Origin of the sequence: Streptomyces sp. NBC_01166, from assembly GCF_045039765.1 — a bacterium.
In the GTDB taxonomy this organism is placed as follows: Bacteria; Actinomycetota; Actinomycetes; order Streptomycetales; family Streptomycetaceae; genus Streptomyces.
The window spans coordinates 4,602,703-4,621,228 of sequence record NZ_CP108613.1 but is presented as its reverse complement, the minus strand read 5'-3'; the positions used below and the strand labels follow the sequence as shown (position 1 = coordinate 4,621,228).

Genomic DNA, 18,526 nt, shown 5'->3' with positions numbered 1-18,526 from the left:
AGCCCCCGGGTCCTTTTGTGCTTTCCGAGCGTTGTTACGGCAGCGTTTCCACAAGCTCAGCGTTCCCCGGGCGCGGGACCGCACAGTAAAAACCGTATGACGGCCGTCGAGAGAAATGGTCGTACGGGAGTACGAAGCAGTGCCGCATACTCCCCCGGGTCCGACCCGGGAGTGCCCCTCTCGCAGGGAACGAGGAGGACCGACGTAATGGGCGAGCTGAACGTGCACGATCGACCGACGACCCAGGCAGGTGGGCGGCGATGAGTTCACTGCTGCTTCTGACGAATGCCCTTCAACCGTCGACGGAGGTGCTCCCCGCCCTCGGCCTTCTGCTGCACAGCGTGCGGGTCGCCCCCGCCGAGGGACCAGCTCTCGTCGACACCCCTGGTGCCGACGTCATCCTCATCGACGGCCGGCGCGACCTCCCGCAGGTCCGCTCGCTCTGTCAGCTGCTGCGGTCCACCGGGCCCGGCTGTCCGCTGATCCTCGTCGTGACGGAGGGCGGCCTCGCGGCCGTCACCGCCGACTGGGGCATCGACGACGTCCTGCTGGACACCGCGGGTCCCGCGGAGGTCGAGGCCCGGCTGCGGCTGGCCACCGGCCGCCAGCAGATCACCGCCGACGACTCCCCCATGGAGATCCGCAACGGCGATCTGTCGGTCGACGAGGCGACGTACAGCGCGAAGCTCAAGGGCCGGGTCCTCGACCTGACCTTCAAGGAATTCGAGCTGCTCAAGTACCTCGCGCAGCACCCGGGCCGGGTCTTCACCCGCGCCCAGCTGCTCCAGGAGGTCTGGGGCTACGACTACTTCGGCGGCACCCGCACGGTCGACGTACACGTGCGGCGGCTGCGGGCCAAGCTGGGCCCCGAGCACGAGTCGCTGATCGGCACGGTCCGCAACGTCGGCTACCGCTTCGTCACCCCCGAGAAGGGTGACAGGGGAGCTGATAAGGGCGACCGGGGAGCCGGGGAGGCCGGGGCCAAGGCGGCGCCGGAGCCCGTGGCCGAGGTGGTCACCCGTTCGGAGCAGTCCGCGGAGGCTGAGATCACGGAAGAAGCCCCGGTCCGGCCTGCCAAGCGCTAGGTCGATCCGCGTAGACTGCCGCGCGTGGCCAAGGTGACGCGGGACGATGTGGCGAGACTGGCGGGGACCTCGACAGCGGTCGTCAGCTACGTCATCAACAACGGACCCAGGCCGGTCGCCCCGGCCACGCGCGAGCGGGTGCTCGCCGCGATCAAGGAGCTGGGGTACCGGCCCGACCGGGTCGCCCAGGCCATGGCCTCGCGGCGCACCGACCTCATAGGGATGATCGTGCCGGACGCCCGGCAGCCCTTCTTCGCCGAGATGGCTCACGCCGTCGAACAGGCGGCGGCGGAGCGCGGGAAGATGGTGCTCGTCGGCAACTCGGACTACCGCGACGAGCGCGAGGTCCACTATCTGCGGGCCTTCCTCGGCATGCGGGTCTCCGGGCTGATCCTGGTCAGCCAGGGGCCCAGTGAGCGTGCCGCGGCCGAGATAGAGGCCTGGGACGCCCGCGTGGTCCTGCTGCACGAACGCCCCGAGGCGATCGACGACGTCGCGGTCGTCACCGACGACGTCGGCGGCGCCCAGCTCGCCACCCGTCACCTCCTGGAGCACGGCAACGCCTACGTGGCGTGCCTCGGCGGCATGGAGTCGACCCCGGTGGTCGGCGACCCGGTCGCCGACCACATCGAGGGCTGGCGCCGGGCGATGCAGGAGGCCGGACGGCCGACCGAGGGCCGGCTCTTCCACGCTCCGTACAACCGCTACGACGCCTACCAGGTGGCGCTGAAGCTGCTCTCCGGGCCCGACCGTCCCCCGGCGATCTTCTGCTCCACGGACGACCAGGCCATCGGGGTGCTGCGGGCCGCGCGCGAGCTGCGGATCGACGTGCCGGGTGAGCTGGCGGTCGCGGGCTTCGACGACGTGAAAGAAGCGGGACTGACCGATCCGCCGCTCACGACGGTCTTCTCGGACCGTCCGGCGATGGCGCGGGCGGCCGTGGACCTGGTCCTCGACGACTCCCTGCGGGTCTCGGGGTCGCGGCGCGAGCGGCTGAAGCAGTTCCCGTCGGCGCTGGTGGTGCGCCGGTCGTGCGGCTGCGGCGAACCGACGGTCACCGCGCTGTAGCGGGGCGCTTCCTTATATCGGGCATACGAGGTTCTGCCGGGCTTCTCAGGGCGTACTCAGGCTGCTCTCATGTTCGCTGGCCACTCTCGTAGACATGACCGACAGCCACCGCCCGAGCGGCGAGTACCCGATGTCCCCCTCGCACGACAACGGTTCGTACGGCAGCGCCTCGCACGGCACCGGCTCGTACGACAGCGCCTCGCACGGCACCGGCTCGTACGACACCGCCTCGCACGGCGGCGGTGAGGCGGCCTACCCGCCGCCGCCGGCCTACGAGCCCGCGCGGCAGACCACCGAGGTGCCCGCCGCCGCCTACGCCTGGCCCGCCCCGGCGCCCGAGCCCGTCCCGGCCGCGGCCCCCGCGTCCGAGCGCCGGGTCAAGCGGCCGCTCGCCCTGCTGGCGGCCGTCGCGATCGCCGCCGCGGCGATCGGCGGCGGCACCGCCACCCTCATCGGCGAGCTCGCGGGCGGCGGCTCCGGCAGCTCGGGCTCCAGCGGCGTCGTCAGCGGCACCACCGTCTCGCAGAGCAGCGCCGGTACGGTCTCCGGCGTGGCGGCCGCCGTGTCCCCCGCCATCGTCGAGATCGGTGCGACGTCCTCGTCGGGCGAGGCCACCGGTTCCGGCGTCGTCATCACGGCGGACGGCGAGATCGTCACCAACAACCACGTCATCTCGGGCGCCTCCGAGATCAAGGTGACCCTCAGCACCGGCAAGTCGTACACCGCCGATGTCGTCGGCACGGACCCCGACAAGGACCTGGCCCTCATCAAGCTGCAGGGCGCGAGCGGACTGAAGACGGCCTCGCTCGGTGACTCCTCCTCGGTGAAGGTCGGCGACGAGGTCGTGGCGATCGGCTCGCCCGAAGGCCTCACCGGCACGGTCACCAGCGGCATCGTCTCGGCCCTCGACCGCGACGTCACGGTCGCCAAGGAGGACGGGCAGGACCAGCAGCAGCAACAGGGCGGCCAGAACTGGCCGTTCGAGTTCGGCGGCCAGCAGTTCAACGGCGACACCGGCTCGTCCCAGACGACGTACAAGGCCCTGCAGACCGACGCCTCGCTCAACCCCGGCAACTCCGGCGGCGCCCTGATCAACATGCACGGCGAGATCATCGGCATCAACTCCGCGATGTACTCACCCAGTTCGTCCAGCACCTCGGGCAGCTCGGCCGCGGGCAGCGTGGGCCTCGGCTTCGCCATCCCGGTCAACACGGTCAAGGCCGACCTGGACGCCCTGCGCTCCGGCGACGGCTCCTGACGAGGAGGTCCCATGAACCCCGACACCCCCGTGGCCGCCGGCCCCTCCGGCCTGACCCTCCCGCTCGCCCTGGCCGCCGAACTGGCCGCCTCGGCGCACACCGCGCCCCGCCCGGCCGAGATCCGCAGCGGCTCCGGCCGTGGGCGCCGTGCCGCACGACGTCGTGCGGCGGCCGTGCGAGGCTGAGAGCCCAGCACGCAGCACCCGGCACGAAGGAAGAGGACGAAGAAGCGATGAGCCCCGCCGAAGACGATCCCCAGCGCGTCCTGATCGTCGACGACGAGCCCGCCGTGCGCGAGGCCCTGCAGCGCAGCCTCGCCTTCGAGGGTTACGGCACCGAGGTGGCCGTGGACGGCTACGACGCCCTCGCCAAGGCCGAGTCGTACGCCCCCGACCTGATCGTCCTGGACATCCAGATGCCCCGCATGGACGGCCTCACCGCCGCCCGGCGCATCCGGTCCACCGGATCGACCACGCCCATCCTGATGCTCACCGCCCGCGACACCGTCGGCGACCGGGTCACCGGACTCGACGCGGGCGCCGACGACTACCTCGTCAAGCCCTTCGAGCTGGACGAGCTCTTCGCCCGCATCCGCGCCCTGCTGCGCCGCAGCTCCTACGCGGTCGCGGCGGGCGGCCCCCTCCCCGACGACGACGTGCTGTCCTTCGCGGACCTCCGCATGGACCTGAACACCCGCGAGGTCACCCGGGGGACGCGCCGGGTGGAGCTCACCCGCACCGAGTTCACCCTCCTGGAGATGTTCCTGGCCCACCCCCGGCAGGTCCTGACCCGCGAGCAGATCCTCAAGGCGGTCTGGGGCTTCGACTTCGAACCCAGCTCCAACTCTCTGGACGTGTACGTGATGTACCTCCGCCGCAAGACCGAAGCGGGCGGCGAACCGCGCCTCGTGCACACGGTCCGGGGCGTCGGATACGCCCTGCGCTCCGGCGGCGGTGACGGGTGACCGGCCTCCCCCGCCGGCTCCGCGCCCTGCCGCTGCGCTCACGGCTCGCCCTGCTGGTCGCCATGGCGGTGGCGGTGGCGGTCGCGGCGGTGGCGGCAGCGTGCTGGTTCGTGACGCGGGAGCAGCTGGAGCATCAGCTGGACAGCTCCCTTCGCAACTCACCGGCAGTGGACAAGTCACTCGTCACGGAGCTGCTGGCCAGCTGCCAGGGCGCGGGCCGCGGCCCCCTGCGCCCGCCGGGCTCGTACACCCTGCAGATCATCGACGCCTCGGGCACGGTCTGCGAGAGCCCCGGCTCCACCCGTATCTCACCGACGGACGAGGACATCGCCGTGGCCGCGGGCAAGAGGCGGGACGTGCTGCACTCGGGCACCGACGCCCAGGGCCAGAAGATGCGGATCTACACCTACGGCCTGGAACTGCGCCCTTCCGGCGATGTGTACGCCGTCTCCGTGGCGCGCGCCGAGAAGGAGGTCACCGACCCGCTCTCCACCCTCGCCTGGGTGCTGTTCCTCGTCGCCGGCATCGGCGTCGTCGGGGCCGGCGCGGCCGGTCTGTGGATCGCCCGTACCGGTCTGCGCCCCGTCGACGACCTCGCCCACGCGGTCGAGCACGTGGCCGAGACCGAGGACCTGACCGTCCGGATCCCCGCCGAGGGCGAGGACGAGATCGCGCGCCTCTCCCGCTCCTTCAACGCCATGACCAGCTCCCTGGCCACCTCCCGAGACCGTCAGTCCCAGCTCATCGCGGACGCCGGGCACGAACTGCGCACCCCGCTCACCTCGCTCCGTACGAACATCGAGCTGCTCGCCCGCAGCGACGAGACGGGCCGCGCCATCCCGCCCGACGACCGCAGGGCGCTGATGACCTCGGTCAAGGCCCAGATGACGGAACTCGCCGCGCTCATCGGCGACCTCCAGGAGCTCTCACGCCCCGACGCCGCCCAGCCCGGCCCCCTCCAGGTGGTCGCGCTGCACGAGATCACCCGTAACGCCCTGCAGCGCGCCCGGCTGCGCGGACCGGAGCTCACCATCACCGCGGAGCTCGCCCCCTGGTACGTACGCGCCGAGCCCTCCGCCCTGGAGCGGGCGGTCGTCAACGTCCTGGACAACGCGGTGAAGTTCAGCCCGGCCGGCGGCACGGTCGACGTCGTCCTCCACCGCGGCGAGCTGACCGTACGGGACCACGGACCCGGCATCCCGGCCGAGGATCTCCCCCACGTCTTCGACCGCTTCTGGCGCTCCCCCTCGGCCCGCCAGCTCCCCGGCTCCGGCCTCGGCCTGTCCATCGTCGCCCGCACGGTCCAGCACGCCGGCGGCCGGATCACCCTGAGCCCCGCGGAAGGCGGCGGCACAGTGGCATCGATCCACCTGCCCGGGGCGCCGCAGCCGCCGCCGGGGGCGTGAGGACCGGCTAAGGGGCTGCCCCGGTGGGGTCGTGGGTGATCAGATCCCCCGGCTGGCATCCGAGGACGTCGCAGATCCGCGACAGGGTCGAGAAGCGGATGGCCTTGGCCCGCCCGTTCTTGAGCACGGACAGGTTGACGACGGTGATGCCCACCCGTGCGGACAGTTCGGTGAGCGTCATGTCCTGCTCGGCCAGGATCCGGTCGAGATGGATCCGGATCCCGTGGAGTTCCTCTTCGGCCATCAGATGGTCCCTTCGAGGTCCTCTCGCATGCGCACGCCCTCGCGCATGAACGATCCTACGATCACTGCCGCCAGGCCGGCCAGGATGAGCACCATCGGCCCGTCGATCTCCACCCCGAAGCCCACGTTCGGCGACATGCTGTCGACGAGCCAGGACTGCGACGTGCCGACCACGAGACCGGCCGCCGGCGCGCCCAGGGCGACGACCCAGCCCAGCACGGAGAGCCGCTTCGACACCGCGTGGGTGAACGGGCCCTGCTGCAGGACCGCCTCCAGCAACCGGTTGAAGAGCAGCAGCGCCAGGGAGCTGAACAGCAGCCAGGGGAGTTCGCCCCCGAGGTCGGCGACGCGCTGCCCCACGGAGGGGCCGTCCTGGCAGAGGCGCGTGACACTGCTGGACTCCTGCACGCCCTCGCCGGTCGACACCTTGTCCGCCAGCGAGGCGTTGTTCCAGAAGTCCGTCTCCACGCAGACCGCGCCGTCGTCGAGCAGGTGCGTGACCGCCGTGCCGATGAGGGCGAGCCCGAAGAGCACCGCCATCACAAAGGTCACAGTGGCCAGGATCCTGGTGATTCGCGTCTGCATGGCGCCCCGTCCCATCGTTTTTCGATATGCCCGAGGTTAGGGTCCATATCGATATTCGACAAGTCCGTGCCCGTCGGCATGACCGCGCCGAAGGGCCGGAAGGCCTGGTGTTTCCGGGCTGCGCGCAGTACAACTGGGCCCCATGTCAGACCAGCAGTCGGCCCGTCACCCGGACCGGGCCCCCAGCGCCCCCATGGCGTACGCGCCCCCGCAGGCCCCTGCGGTCAGCGACGCCTACCGACGGTGGGCCGGCATCCTCTTCCGGCTCGCCGCCGTCGTCGCGTTCCTCATGGCGGCCGCGTTCGTCGCGAGCCTCGTCCTGCTCGTGCGGGCGGACGCGGACACGCGGAACGCCGCCTACGGCTACCTCGCCCTCTTCCTCTGGTTCGGGATCGCCGTCGCGATCCCGGTCCTGCTCGCGGTCGGCATCCCCGGTGTGGTCATGAGGCGGCGTGTGCGGCAGCAGCGGACGGGGCCTTCGTAGGCGACGCCGGCGTGCGGCTCAGCCCGTCGGGTTGTGCCGGATCAGTGACTCGACCAGGCCGGAACGGGTCGCCGGGTAGTCCAGGGGGACGATGCCGAGACCGGTCCAGCCCGCCGCCTCCGATCCGTCGAGGAACGAGTGCACCTGCGGGTTGAGCCGGTCGGAGTTCCAGCGCGGCGGCATCAGGGCGGCGGTGCTCACGTAGTTCATGAAGAACTTGCCGGGCTGCTGCGCGGCCTTGCGGAACTGCGCCTCGATCTTGGGGTACTTGCCGAACGGCTCCGCCATGTAGTCGTCCTGGATGTCGAAGACCGCCGGGTCGGCGTACCGGACACCGGGCAGACCGCCGTTGTCCGCGAGCAGCACGACCTTGCCGCGGGCACCGCCGAGGTCCGGCAGCACCGGATCGAGGTGGAGGAGCGGGCGCCAGCCCTTGCCGTCGAGGTAGAGGTCGAAGATCCGCCGGAACGCGGCGTCGCTCTCCTCGGAGTACTCCTGCTTGACCCGCATCAGCACCGTCTCCGACGGCCGCCGGGCCAGGAAGTCCCGGCAGGCGCGCAGCACATCGTCGAAGTTCAGGTTCTGGTACGACGCCCCGTGATGAATGGCGTACGCGTCTCCACTGATCCTGCAGCGTATGTCGAGGAAGCGGATGCCGCTGTCGAGCTGCTCGGCGATCGTGGTGTTCTGGCACTCCGTCCACGGACCGCCGTACCGGGCCCCGGCGTTGTGCGTTCCCGGGATCGTGAGGCGCCGCAGCGCGGTGGCGTCGGGAACGGCGCTCATCCAGTCCTGGGTGCCGAGCACCCTGGCGGGGGCCGCGAGAGCGGGGCCGGCGCCGACGACTGCGGTGGCGGAGAGCGCGAGCGCTCCGGTCAGAAAGCCTCTGCGGGTGGTCAGGGGTGTGGCCATGCGGGGGTGCCTCCGTCTGCCGTGGGGGGTCAGCCCCCGCAGTATGACGCGCACACGTCACCCCCGGAAGGCCGCCGAGGCGTCATCGGGAACCTGCGGACGGTCCATCCCCTCCAGGGGCCGGTTCTCCGTCCGTGGTCTCCCGATGACGCCTCGGCGCCCGGAGTTACTGCACGACCGTGATCCGGTCCGTGGCCGGCGGGGCCAGCGGTGCGGCGGCCGTGGAGTGCGCCGCCAGGTAGGAGTTGAACAGGTCCAGGTCGGACGGGCCGACCAGCTTGTTCGTGCCTGCGCCGAGGGCCGCGAAGCCGTCGCCGCCGCCCGCGAGGAACTCGTTCATCGCGACGCGGTACGTCTTCGCCGGGTCGATCGCCTCACCGTTCAGACGGATCGTGTCCGCGACCACCCGCCCGGCGCCCGTCTTCGTCATGTCCAGCGTGTAGGTGAGGCCCTTCGAGACCTGGAGGATCTTCGGGGACGCCTCGTTGGAGCCGCTGACCTGCTGCTGGAGCGCGGCGACGAGTTGCGCACCGGTCAGATCGACGACGTTCATCATGTTGGTGAACGGCTGGACGGTGAACGCCTCGCCGTACGTCACCACCCCGTCGCCCTCACTGCCCGACGCCGCGTACACCAGGTCCGAGCGGATGCCGCCCGGGTTCATGAACGCGACGACCGCGCCGCCCTTGTCGGCGGGGGCCAGGCCCTCCAGCTGGGCGTCTGCGATCAGATTGCCGAGCGGCTTCTCGGGGGCCGTGGAGCCGCGGCCGTTGATGTCGGCGGAGATGAAGCCCTGCGGGCGCCCGGCGATGGGCGCGGCGAGCGTGTTCCAGCGGGCGATCAGCTTCGTCATGTCGGTGGCCTTGGCCTGGTCCCGGCTGACGATGTGATTGGCCGACTCCACCGACGTACGCACGATGTCCTTGGTGCGGCGGTCGTAGGTGAGGGTCGTGTCGGTGTAGAGCTTGCCGAACGACGACGCCGAGGTGACCATGCGCGGCTTGCCCGAGGGGTCCGGGACCGTGCAGACGTACGCCTGGTGGGTGTGGCCGGTGACCAGGGCGTCGACCTTCGGCGTGATGCCCTTGGCGATGTCGGTGATCGGCCCGGAGATGCCGTCACCGGCGCCCGGGCTGTCGCAGTCGTAGTTGTACGAGGAGGAGGCCGGGGCCCCGCCCTCGTGGATCAGCGCGACGATGGACTTGACGCCCTGCCGGTCGAGCTCCTTGGCGTACTTGTTGACCGTCTCGATCTCGTCGTGGAACTTCAGGCCCTTGACGCCGTTGGCCGTGACGATGTTCGGCGTGCCCTCCAGGGTCACCCCGATGAAGCCGATCTTGACGCCGTTCTTCTTCCAGACCGTGTACGGCTTGAGGACCGGCTTCCCGGTCTTCTCGTCCGTCACATTGGCCGCGAGGTACGGGAAGTCCGCCCCCTTGAACTTCTTGCCCTTCTCGTAGCAGCCCTCGACGGGGTGGCAACCGCCGTTCTGCAGACGGGCGAGCTCCGTGGCCCCCTCGTCGAACTCGTGGTTGCCCACGGCCGTCACATCGAGGTCCAGCCCGTTGAGCGCCTCGATGGTGGGTTCGTCGTGGAAGAGCCCCGAGAGCAGCGGGCTCGCTCCCACCATGTCGCCGCCGGCCGCCGTGACGGAGTACGGGTTGCCCTTGCGCGCGTCGCGAAGCGAGGTGGCGAGGTACTCGACGCCTCCCGCCGGGACCGACTTCACCGTGCCGTCGGCCTGCGTCTCGCTGACCGTCCCGGCGGAGCCGGCCGGCGGCTCCAGGTTGCCGTGCAGGTCGTTGAAGGAGAGCAGCTGCACGTCGACGGTGCGGGACGGGTGGCCGTGGCCGTGCCCCCGGTCGTGGGCGTCGGCCGGCATCGCGGCGACGAGCGCGCCGACGGTGGCCAGCCCGGCCGCGGCGGCGAGCACCCGCCGGGGCGCACGGTTCTTCTGCGGATGCGGAGTCGCTGACATCGGTCCCCTTCGAGTCTCTGGATCCTGCGTGCGGCAGCCTAGAGTCAACGCGCGTAGCGCGACAGATGTACGGGGTTACGAACTGGTTGCCGCACGCTCAGAAAGGGGTCGATCACCCGTAGGGCGTACATATGCGAGCAGAAACGTCACCGTAGCTAAAAATGCCGGGAGCGTGTGCCCCGTGGACGACGAACTCACGGCCGAGGCAGGGGTACCGGCCCAGCAACAGGGCGAATTGCCCCCAGGCTTCTACGCGATGGTCGACGACCTCAAGTGGGAGATCGGGCGGACGATCGTGGAGCGCCAGGGAGCGGAGAAGTGGGGGACGAAGGTCGTCGACCGAATCGCCACGGAACTGCGGACCGAGTTCCCGAACCAGCGGGGATTCAGCCGCACCAACCTCCACTACATGCAGCAGATGGCCCGAACATGGCCTGACCCAATTGTCCAACAGGCTGTTGGACAATTGCCGTGGGGCCACGTCGTCACTCTCATGAGCGCATGCAAGACCCGCTTCGAGCTGGACTTCTACGCCCAGCACGCCGTCCACCACGGCTGGTCCCGCGACCGTCTCACCACACACATCCGCAGCGGTCTCCACCTCGCCCAGGGCGCGGCCGCCAACAACTTCGGCGTCACCATCCCGGAGCATTCCGAGGCCGCGGAACAGATCTTCAAGGATCCCTACCGCCTGGACTTCACCCAGCTGTCGAACACCGCCGCGGAGCGCGACCTCGAGGACGCGCTCGTCACCCGGATCGTCCAGTTCCTCACCGAGCTCGGCTTCGGGTTCGCCTTCGTCGGCCGCCAGTACCCCCTCACCGTGGGGGACACCGAGTTCCGCATCGACCTGCTCTTCTACCACTTCAGGCTGCACCGTTTCGTGGTGATCGAGCTGAAGACCACCAAGGCTCATCCCTCACACCTCGGTCAGCTCAGCTTCTACGTCACCGCCGTGGACCGGCTCCTGCGCGACCCGGAGCGGGACGACCGGACACTCGGGATCCTCATCGCGGAGAGCCAGGACGAGACGACGGTCGAGTTCGCCCTCCAGTCGCAGAACCAGCCCCTCGCGGTGAGCACCTACGCCTCTCTCCCCTCACGGGTACGAGAGCTGATGCCCACCTCGGACGACCTCTCCCGCATCGCGCGTGAAGTCCTGCGCCGCGAGGACCGACAGAGCTGACGAGGCCCGGGCGGGCCGCGTGGCGCCTCGTCGTGGTCGCCGCCCCCGGCCTCCCACCCCCGCCCCGTACGCTCGTCCCCATGACGACTGACGCACCCCTCCCCTCCCCCGGGCGCGAGATCGAGACCCTCGACGCGCTCACCCCCGAGCAGGCCGACGCCGTCCTCGCCCTCCTCGGCGAGGCCGCCGGGACCGACGGCCGGCAGGCCGTCTCCGAGCAGGGGCGGCTGCAGTTGAGGGGCGGACACCGTGAGGGTGTCCGGCATTTCCTGCTGAACGTCGAGGGCACCCTGGCCGGATACGCGCAGCTGGAGGACACGGACCCCGTCGAGGCTCCCGCCGCCGAACTCGTCGTCCACCCCTCCCACCGCGGACGCGGACACGGGCGCGCCCTGGGTGCCGCGCTCCTCGCCGCGACCGGGAAGCGGCTGCGGGTCTGGGCGCACGGCGGCAAGTCGGCCGCCCGGCACCTCGCACAGGTGCTGGGCCTCTCCCTCTTCCGCGAACTGCGCCAGCTGCGGCGCTCCTTGACCGACCTCGACATCGCCGAGCCGGTACTTCCGCCGGGCGTCACCGTCCGCACCTTCGTCCCGGGACAGGACGACGCGGCCTGGCTCGCCGTCAACAGGGCCGCCTTCGCCCACCACCCCGAGCAGGGCTCCCTCACCCAGCGCGACCTGGACGACCGCAAGGCCGAGCCGTGGTTCGACCCGGAGGGATTCTTCCTGGCCGAGCGCGACGGCGAGATCATCGGCTTCCACTGGACGAAGGTGCACGCCGAGGACGAGCTCGGCGAGGTCTACGTCGTCGGCATCCTCCCCGACGCCCAGGGTGGCGGGCTCGGCAAGGCGCTCACCGCGATCGGACTGCGACACCTGGCCTCCCGGGGGCTGCCGACGGCGATGCTCTACGTGGACGCCGACAACCCGGCCGCCCTGTCGGTGTACGAGCGGATGGGCTTCGCCACGCACGAGGTCGACCTGATGTACCGCACGGAGTCCTGAACACGCTCGGCCGGCCGAGGGGCGGCGTCGCTTGACGCCGCCCCTTCTTTGCGACACCCTTTCACTACTCAATTAGTGAAAGGGTGGTGCAGATGGCAGGATCCGCAGCGGTCGAGTTCCGCATCGACCGGCGCAGCGGCGTCGCCACCTACCTGCAGATCGTGCAGCAGACCAAGCAGGCGCTCCGCCTCGGTGTGCTGGAGCCGGGCGACCGACTGCCGACGGCCCGTGAGGTCGTCGAGGCCACGGCGATCAATCCGAACACCGTGCTCAAGGCCTACCGCGAGCTGGAGCGCGAAGGCCTCGTCGAGGCCCGCCGCGGCCTCGGCACCTTCGTCCGCCGCACCCTCGGCAGCGCGGCGGTCACCACCGACGCGCCCCTGCGCGCCGAACTCACCGACTGGACCCGCAGGGCCCGCGCCGCGGGACTGGACAAGGACGACGTGAGCGCGCTCTTCACCGACGTACTGGACAGCACATTCAAGGGGGACCAGGACTCATGACAGGCGCCGCGATCGAGGCGAACGGCCTCGGTATGACGTACGGACGTAAGCGGGGGTGGGCCCTGCGCGACTGCTCGTTCCGGCTGCCCGCAGGACGGGTCTGCGCCCTCGTCGGGCCCAACGGAGCCGGGAAGTCCACACTGCTCGCCCTCACCGCCGGCCTGCTCCGGCCCACCGAGGGCTCGGTGCGCGTGCTCGGCACCGGTCCCGGAGAGGCGCGGCCCCGCATCGCGTACGTCTCCCAGGACAAGCCGCTGTACGGGCAGCTCACCGTGGCCGACACCCTGTGGGCGGGCCAGGAGCTCAACCCCGCCACCTGGGACCGTGCGGCCGCCGACCGCGTCGCCGGACCGCTCCCCCAGGACGCCAAGGTCCGGGCGCTCTCCGGCGGGCAGCGGACCCGGCTCGCCCTCGCGCTCGCGCTGGGCAAGCGGCCCGAACTGATGCTGCTGGACGAGCCGATGGCCGATCTCGACCCGCTGGCCCGGCACCAGCTGATGGGCATCCTGATGGCCGAGGCGGCCGACAACGCCACCACCATCGTGATGTCCTCGCACATCCTCACCGAGCTCGAAGGCTCCTGCGACTACCTCCTGTTCGTCGACGGCGGCCGGGTCCGTCTCGGCGGCGAGAGCGAGGACATCGTCGCCGCGCACGCCCTGGTCACCGGCCAGGCCCGCGACCTCACCCCGCACACCGTCGTCGAGTCCCGCACGACCGGACGTCAGCTCACCGCACTCGTACGCAAGGAGGGTCCGGTGGACCCCGCCGCCTGGGACGTCACGCAACCCTCCCTGGAGGAGCTGCTGCTCGCCCATCTCCGGTCCCCGGAGGCACCGCCGCTGCTCACCCCCAGCGCGTCCAACGAACCGGCCCGGACGGTGGCAGCCGCATGAGCACTCTCACCACCCTGCGCGGCCCCGCCCGCGTCGTCGCACGCCAGCACCGCAGCACCCTGCGCGTCGCGGGGCTTCTCGCCCTGGCCGGACTCGTCGTCGTCATCGGCTTCGCCCTGTGGACGTCCCACCTGATCGACGAGTTCGACGCGGGCTCCTGCAAGGCCTCGGGCGTCTCCGGACCCGCGTGCGACCAGCGGATCGTGGACTTCAACGGGTCGATGTCCCTGTTCAGCAGCGTGCTCATGTACGCGGGGACGGCCCTGACGGTCCTTCCCGTGATCGCGAGCGCGTTCGTCGCCGGCCCCCTGATCGCCCGGGAGCTGGAGAGCGGCACCTACCGCGTGGCCTGGACCCAGTCCGTCACTCCCGCCCGCTGGCTGGCGGCCAAGCTCGCCGTGCCCACCGTGCTCCTCGTCGCCGGTGTGACCGTGCTGTCCGTCGTCCTCGCCTGGGCACAGACGCGGACGGCCGCCGACTTCACGGTCGACTGGTTCGACGCCCAGGTCTTCGGCGCGACCGTCCCCGTGGTCATCGGCTACACCCTGCTCGGCATCGCCGTGGGCGCGCTCACGGGCCTGCTGGTTCACCGCACCGTGGCCGCGATGGCGGTGGCCGTGGTCGTCACCGGCACGGTGATGGTGACGCTCGGCACCCTCCGGGACGGCCTCTGGCCCCTGCGGACCGCGACCACCACGAACTACGGGAGCTCGGACGTCCCCCTCGACTCCTGGGTGGTCGGCGTCGGCCGCCTCACCGCGAGCGGCGACCGGCTGCCCATGGATGTGTGCCGGCCGTATGTGGACCAGGCGCAGGAGGCCCGGTGCATGGCCGAGCGCGACATCACCGGCTGGTTCGTCGACCACCACCCGGCCACCCACCTCTGGCCCCTCCAGCTCGTCGAGACGGGCATCGTGCTCGCCCTCGCCGCCCTGGCCGTCGCCGTCGCGTTCCGCGTCCTGCGCCGCCGCACGGTCTGAGAGCCGCCTTCCGCCCGGGCCCCGGGGGAGCCCGGGCGGAAGGTTCACCTACGGTGAGGAGGGGTCGGCACCCGCAGCCACACCGCTTCCTGTACGTCATGTCACCGTTACCGGCCATTCAGACGGGCTTGCGACCCTCACGGGATGCAGCCAGCTGTGCCCACCCCCCGCAACGGGAGCGGCCCCGGTCCAGGGGCCACTTCCGCTCCTTCCGCGATCTTTCCGGGCTCCGACGCGCCTGAGGAGCCGAACGCGCGGAAGAATAGGTCCATGAGCCAGCAGCCCAGCTCCGAGGTCCCGGTCCAGCCCGCCCAGCCGTCGGTCGGCTCCCTCGCCGCCCACCGCCCCCACGCCGTCGCGGGCGCGGTGCCCGCGGGTCTGTCCACAGCCGCCGATCTGGACCCCGATCTGGACAACGACCCGGACGCGTACGAGCCCGAGGGCGACGGCGACGAGCTGCCGCAGGGACGGTTCCTCGACCGGGAGCGCAGTTGGCTCGCGTTCAACGAACGCGTTCTGGAACTCGCCGAGGACCCCGCCACACCACTACTCGAACGGGCTAATTTCCTCGCGATCTTCGCCTCGAACCTGGACGAGTTCTTCATGGTCCGGGTCGCCGGTCTCAAGCGCCGTATCGCGACCGGGGTCGCCACCCGCTCCGCGTCCGGACTGCAGCCCCGCGAGGTCCTGGACCTGATCTGGACCCGCTCCCGCGAGCTCATGGCCCGCCACGCCGCCTGCTACCAGCAGGACATCGCGCCGGCCCTGTCCGACGAGGGCATCCAGCTGGTCCGCTGGCCCGAGCTGACCGAGAAGGAGCAGGCCCGCCTGTTCACCTTCTTCCGGCAGCGGGTCTTCCCCGTGCTGACCCCGCTGGCCGTCGACCCCGCGCACCCGTTCCCGTACATCTCCGGGCTGTCGCTGAACCTCGCGGTCGTCGTGCGCAACCCCGTCAGCGGCCACCGGCACTTCGCCCGCGTCAAGGTGCCGCCGCTGCTCACCCGCTTCCTGGAGGCGTCCCCGCAGCGTTACGTCCCGATAGAGGACATCATCGCGGCCCACCTCGAAGAGCTCTTCCCGGGCATGGAGGTCCTCGCCCACCACATGTTCCGGGTCACCAGGAACGAGGACCTGGAGGTCGAGGAGGACGACGCCGAGAACCTTCTCCAGGCCCTGGAGAAGGAGCTCATGCGGCGCCGCTTCGGCCCGCCGGTCCGTCTGGAGGTCGAGGAGTCCATCGACCCGTACGTCCTGGACCTGCTCGTGCGCGAGCTGAAGATCTCCGAGACCGAGCTCTACCCGCTGCCGGGCCCCCTCGACCTCACCGGGCTGTTCGGCATCGCGTCGCTGGACCGGCCCGAGCTGAAGTACCCCAAGTTCGTCGCCGGCACCCACCGTGACCTCGCCGAGGTCGAGTCCGCCTCCGCGCCCGACATATTCGCCGCCCTGCGCGAACGCGATGTGCTGCTGCACCACCCGTACGACTCCTTCTCCACCTCCGTCCAGGCCTTCCTGGAACAGGCGGCGGGAGACCCGGACGTCCTCGCGATCAAGCAGACCCTGTACCGGACCTCGGGCGACTCACCGATAGTCGACGCCCTGATCGACGCGGCCGAATCCGGCAAGCAGGTCCTCGTCCTCGTCGAGATCAAGGCACGCTTCGACGAGCAGGCCAACATCAAGTGGGCCCGCAAGCTGGAGGAGTCCGGCTGCCACGTCGTCTACGGCCTCGTCGGCCTCAAGACGCACTGCAAGCTGTCGCTGGTCGTCCGCCAGGAGGGCGACACGCTGCGCCGCTACTCCCACGTCGGCACCGGCAACTACCACCCCAAGACGGCCCGGCTCTACGAGGACCTCGGCCTGCTCACCGCGGACCCGCAGGTCGGGGCGGACCTCTCCGACCTCTTCAACCGGCTCTCCGGCTACTCCCGCCGCGAGACCTACCGCCGACTGCTGGTCGCCCCGAAGTCCCTGCGCGACGGCCTGATCGCCCGTATCAACAAGGAGATCACCCACCAGCGCGCCGGACGCTCCGCCTATGTACGCATCAAGGTCAACTCGATGGTCGACGAAGCGGTCATCGACGCCTGCTACCGGGCGGGGCAGGCCGGCGTGCCGGTCGACATCTGGGTGCGCGGCATCTGCGCCATCCGCCCCGGCGTCACCGGACTCTCCGAGAACGTCCGGGTCCGCTCGATACTCGGCCGCTTCCTCGAACACTCCCGGGTCTTCGCCTTCGGCAACGGCGGAGAACCCGAAGTGTGGTTCGGCAGCGCCGACATGATGCACCGTAACCTCGACCGCCGGATCGAAGCACTGGTCCGCGTCACCGACCCCGCGCATCGCGCCGCCCTCAGCAGGCTCCTGGAAACAGGGATGTCCGACACCACCTCCTCCTGGCACCTGGGCCCCGACGGAAACTGGACCCGGCACTCCACGGACGCGGACGGGCAGCCGCTGCGGCACGTACAAGAGATGCTCATTGACGCCCGGAGGCGCCGGCGTGCGACGCCCTGACCACCAGACGACGACCCTCTCCACGGAAGCGGTCCTCGCGCCCTACCTGCGCGAACAGGCCGCCTGCTTCCTGCGGGGCCTGCGGCTGCACCGCGAGCACAGCGCCCCCGCGGACGCCGGCACGCAGAGCGCCGACGACGCGGCCCGCGCGCTGCGCCACGCGGCACGCCGGATCAGCGGCACGCTGCACACCTTCCGGGGTGCACTCGACCCGGCCTGGGCCGACCAGCTCCGCGCCGAACTGGCCTGGCTCTCCGGCACCCTGGCCCGCGAGCACGCGTACGCCACCCGGCTCGGCCGGCTCCTGGAGGCGCTGCACCAGCTCTCCGGCGTCTCGCTCCCGTCGGCCCGGCCCGCTCCGGGCGAGAGCCCGGACGGCAGCGACAAGGAGCGGGCCGCGCTCGGTGTCGGCGCGGCCCGGGCCGGGGCGCTCCTGGAGCGCCGGCTGACCCTCGCCCGGACCCGCGCCCACTCGGCGGCGCTCCAGGCCCTGGGCTCCTCCCGCTTCCACGCCGTCGCCGACGCCGTCGCGCTGCTCGCCTCGGAGGTCCCTCTGTCGGCCTCGGCGGCGGAACCGGCGGACGAGGTGCTGCGCGCACCCGCCGGGCTGGCCGAACAGCTGATGCTGGACGCGGTGGCCGCGCTCCCGCCCGACGAGGCCGTGGAGCCGTACAACGAGGCCCACGACGCCCTCTGGCACCAGGCCCGCCTGCTGCTGCGGCTCCACCGGTACGCCCACGAGATGCTGCGGGGCGCCCCCGATCCGGCCCTGGCCGGGCCGGGACACGCGCTGGACCTGCACCGGGACGCGGCAGAGGCCGCGGCGGCCGCGGCCTCGGCGGCGCGCACCCCGCGCATCGCCCCCGCGACGGCGTACGCCCTGGGGGTGCTCCACGCCGACCAGCGGCACGAGGTGGAGGCGGCGCGCGCCGTGTTCCGGGAGACCTGGCCGTACGCGGCGGCCGTGACCGCGCCATGAGCGGCACACCGGTCCTGGCCGCGGGGTGCGTGCTGTGGCGCCGCGCCCCGGACGGCGGCCTGGAGATCTGCCTGGTCCACCGGCCCCGCTACGACGACTGGTCGTTCCCCAAGGGCAAGCTGAAGCGCGGCGAGACGACGCTGGAGGCCGCCCTGCGCGAGGTCCTCGAGGAGACGGGCCACCACTGCGCGCCGGGCGCCGCCCTGCCCACCGCTCACTACATGGCGAACGGGCGCCCCAAAGAGGTCAGCTACTGGGCGGCGGAGGCGACGGACGGCGATTTCGAGCCCAACGACGAGGTCGACCGACTGGCATGGCTCTCCCCCGGCCCGGCCCGGGCGCGCCTGAGCCGTCCCGGCGACCGCGTCCAGCTGGACGCCTTCCTGGAGAGCGGCCCGCGGGTCTGAGGGCCTTGCCGACCGGCACCTCCGTCCCGCCGCCGGGCCGCCCGGCCCATGACCACGGCCCGGTCGGGTC

19 protein-coding genes are annotated in these 18,526 nt (G+C 71.3%); 15 read left to right on the top strand and 4 right to left on the bottom strand.

Going from position 1 to position 18,526, the window contains the following annotated elements:
* Window positions 1-260: 260 nt before the first annotated feature.
* From OG379_RS21200 to OG379_RS21175, 6 genes are all read left to right on the top strand, one after another.
* Window positions 261-1,085, top strand: coding sequence for a winged helix-turn-helix domain-containing protein (locus tag OG379_RS21200; protein WP_405664723.1), 825 nt, complete (start codon window positions 261-263; stop codon window positions 1,083-1,085).
* A gap of 24 nt (window positions 1,086-1,109) precedes the next feature.
* Window positions 1,110-2,153: a LacI family DNA-binding transcriptional regulator gene (locus tag OG379_RS21195; RefSeq protein WP_104787752.1), complete on the top strand. Its 1,044-nt coding sequence runs from the start codon at window positions 1,110-1,112 to the stop codon at window positions 2,151-2,153.
* Window positions 2,154-2,247: 94 nt separating this feature from the next.
* On the top strand, window positions 2,248-3,411 hold the full coding sequence (locus OG379_RS21190; RefSeq protein WP_405664722.1) for a S1C family serine protease: 1,164 nt from the start codon (window positions 2,248-2,250) through the stop codon (window positions 3,409-3,411).
* Window positions 3,412-3,423: 12 nt separating this feature from the next.
* On the top strand, window positions 3,424-3,597 hold the full coding sequence (locus tag OG379_RS21185; RefSeq protein WP_405664721.1) for a hypothetical protein: 174 nt from the start codon (window positions 3,424-3,426) through the stop codon (window positions 3,595-3,597).
* 47 nt (window positions 3,598-3,644) lie between these two features.
* A complete protein-coding gene (locus OG379_RS21180; protein ID WP_033297079.1) occupies window positions 3,645-4,376 on the top strand; it encodes a response regulator transcription factor in 732 nt (243 codons plus the stop codon).
* On the top strand, window positions 4,373-5,782 hold the full coding sequence (locus OG379_RS21175; protein ID WP_405664720.1) for a sensor histidine kinase: 1,410 nt from the start codon (window positions 4,373-4,375) through the stop codon (window positions 5,780-5,782). The genes OG379_RS21180 and OG379_RS21175 overlap by 4 nt, the downstream gene beginning before the upstream one ends.
* 7 nt (window positions 5,783-5,789) lie before the next feature.
* On the opposite strand, the gene OG379_RS21170 is transcribed toward OG379_RS21175, so the two are convergent.
* Window positions 5,790-6,026: a helix-turn-helix domain-containing protein gene (locus OG379_RS21170; RefSeq protein ID WP_405664719.1), complete on the bottom strand. Its 237-nt coding sequence runs from the start codon at window positions 6,024-6,026 to the stop codon at window positions 5,790-5,792.
* Window positions 6,026-6,610: a DUF2975 domain-containing protein gene (locus tag OG379_RS21165; protein ID WP_405664718.1), complete on the bottom strand. Its 585-nt coding sequence runs from the start codon at window positions 6,608-6,610 to the stop codon at window positions 6,026-6,028. The genes OG379_RS21170 and OG379_RS21165 overlap by 1 nt, the downstream gene beginning before the upstream one ends.
* A gap of 142 nt (window positions 6,611-6,752) precedes the next feature.
* On the opposite strand from OG379_RS21165, the gene OG379_RS21160 reads away from it, so the two are divergent.
* Window positions 6,753-7,094, top strand: a complete 342-nt coding sequence (locus OG379_RS21160) for a hypothetical protein (RefSeq protein ID WP_405664717.1) — start codon at window positions 6,753-6,755, stop codon at window positions 7,092-7,094.
* An 18-nt stretch (window positions 7,095-7,112) separates the two neighbouring features.
* Here the strand turns inward: OG379_RS21160 and OG379_RS21155 are convergent, their stop codons facing one another.
* Window positions 7,113-8,006 carry a phosphatidylinositol-specific phospholipase C gene (locus OG379_RS21155; RefSeq protein ID WP_405664716.1) on the bottom strand — a complete coding sequence of 298 codons (894 nt, stop codon included), beginning with the start codon at window positions 8,004-8,006 and terminating at the stop codon, window positions 7,113-7,115.
* Window positions 8,007-8,172: 166 nt separating this feature from the next.
* The gene (locus OG379_RS21150; protein ID WP_405664715.1) at window positions 8,173-9,984 is read right to left on the bottom strand and encodes a bifunctional metallophosphatase/5'-nucleotidase; all 1,812 of its coding nucleotides are present in this window, start codon (window positions 9,982-9,984) and stop codon (window positions 8,173-8,175) included.
* Between the two features lie 181 nt (window positions 9,985-10,165).
* Here OG379_RS21150 and OG379_RS21145 point away from each other — a divergent pair, with 181 nt between their 5' ends.
* The 8 genes from OG379_RS21145 (at window position 10,166) to OG379_RS21110 (ending at window position 18,456) form a co-directional block, all read left to right on the top strand.
* Window positions 10,166-11,170, top strand: a complete 1,005-nt coding sequence (locus OG379_RS21145; protein ID WP_405664714.1) for a YhcG family protein — start codon at window positions 10,166-10,168, stop codon at window positions 11,168-11,170.
* Between the two features lie 80 nt (window positions 11,171-11,250).
* Window positions 11,251-12,174 carry a mycothiol synthase gene (mshD, locus tag OG379_RS21140; RefSeq protein ID WP_405664713.1) on the top strand — a complete coding sequence of 308 codons (924 nt, stop codon included), beginning with the start codon at window positions 11,251-11,253 and terminating at the stop codon, window positions 12,172-12,174.
* A gap of 92 nt (window positions 12,175-12,266) precedes the next feature.
* Window positions 12,267-12,677 carry a GntR family transcriptional regulator gene (locus tag OG379_RS21135; RefSeq protein WP_393757229.1) on the top strand — a complete coding sequence of 137 codons (411 nt, stop codon included), beginning with the start codon at window positions 12,267-12,269 and terminating at the stop codon, window positions 12,675-12,677.
* Window positions 12,674-13,573: an ABC transporter ATP-binding protein gene (locus tag OG379_RS21130; RefSeq protein ID WP_405664712.1), complete on the top strand. Its 900-nt coding sequence runs from the start codon at window positions 12,674-12,676 to the stop codon at window positions 13,571-13,573. Before OG379_RS21135 ends, OG379_RS21130 begins: the two co-directional genes overlap by 4 nt.
* Entirely contained in the window at window positions 13,570-14,553 is a 984-nt protein-coding gene (locus OG379_RS21125) for a hypothetical protein (RefSeq protein ID WP_405664711.1), read from the top strand. The genes OG379_RS21130 and OG379_RS21125 overlap by 4 nt, the downstream gene beginning before the upstream one ends.
* A gap of 270 nt (window positions 14,554-14,823) precedes the next feature.
* Window positions 14,824-17,070 (top strand): RNA degradosome polyphosphate kinase, encoded by a 2,247-nt coding sequence (locus tag OG379_RS21120; RefSeq protein ID WP_405664710.1) that lies wholly within the window; start codon window positions 14,824-14,826, stop codon window positions 17,068-17,070.
* Entirely contained in the window at window positions 17,057-18,049 is a 993-nt protein-coding gene (locus OG379_RS21115; RefSeq protein WP_405664709.1) for a CHAD domain-containing protein, read from the top strand. Before OG379_RS21120 ends, OG379_RS21115 begins: the two co-directional genes overlap by 14 nt.
* Window positions 18,046-18,456 (top strand): NUDIX hydrolase, encoded by a 411-nt coding sequence (locus OG379_RS21110; protein ID WP_405664708.1) that lies wholly within the window; start codon window positions 18,046-18,048, stop codon window positions 18,454-18,456. The genes OG379_RS21115 and OG379_RS21110 overlap by 4 nt, the downstream gene beginning before the upstream one ends.
* The last annotated feature ends 70 nt before the right edge of the window (window positions 18,457-18,526 follow it).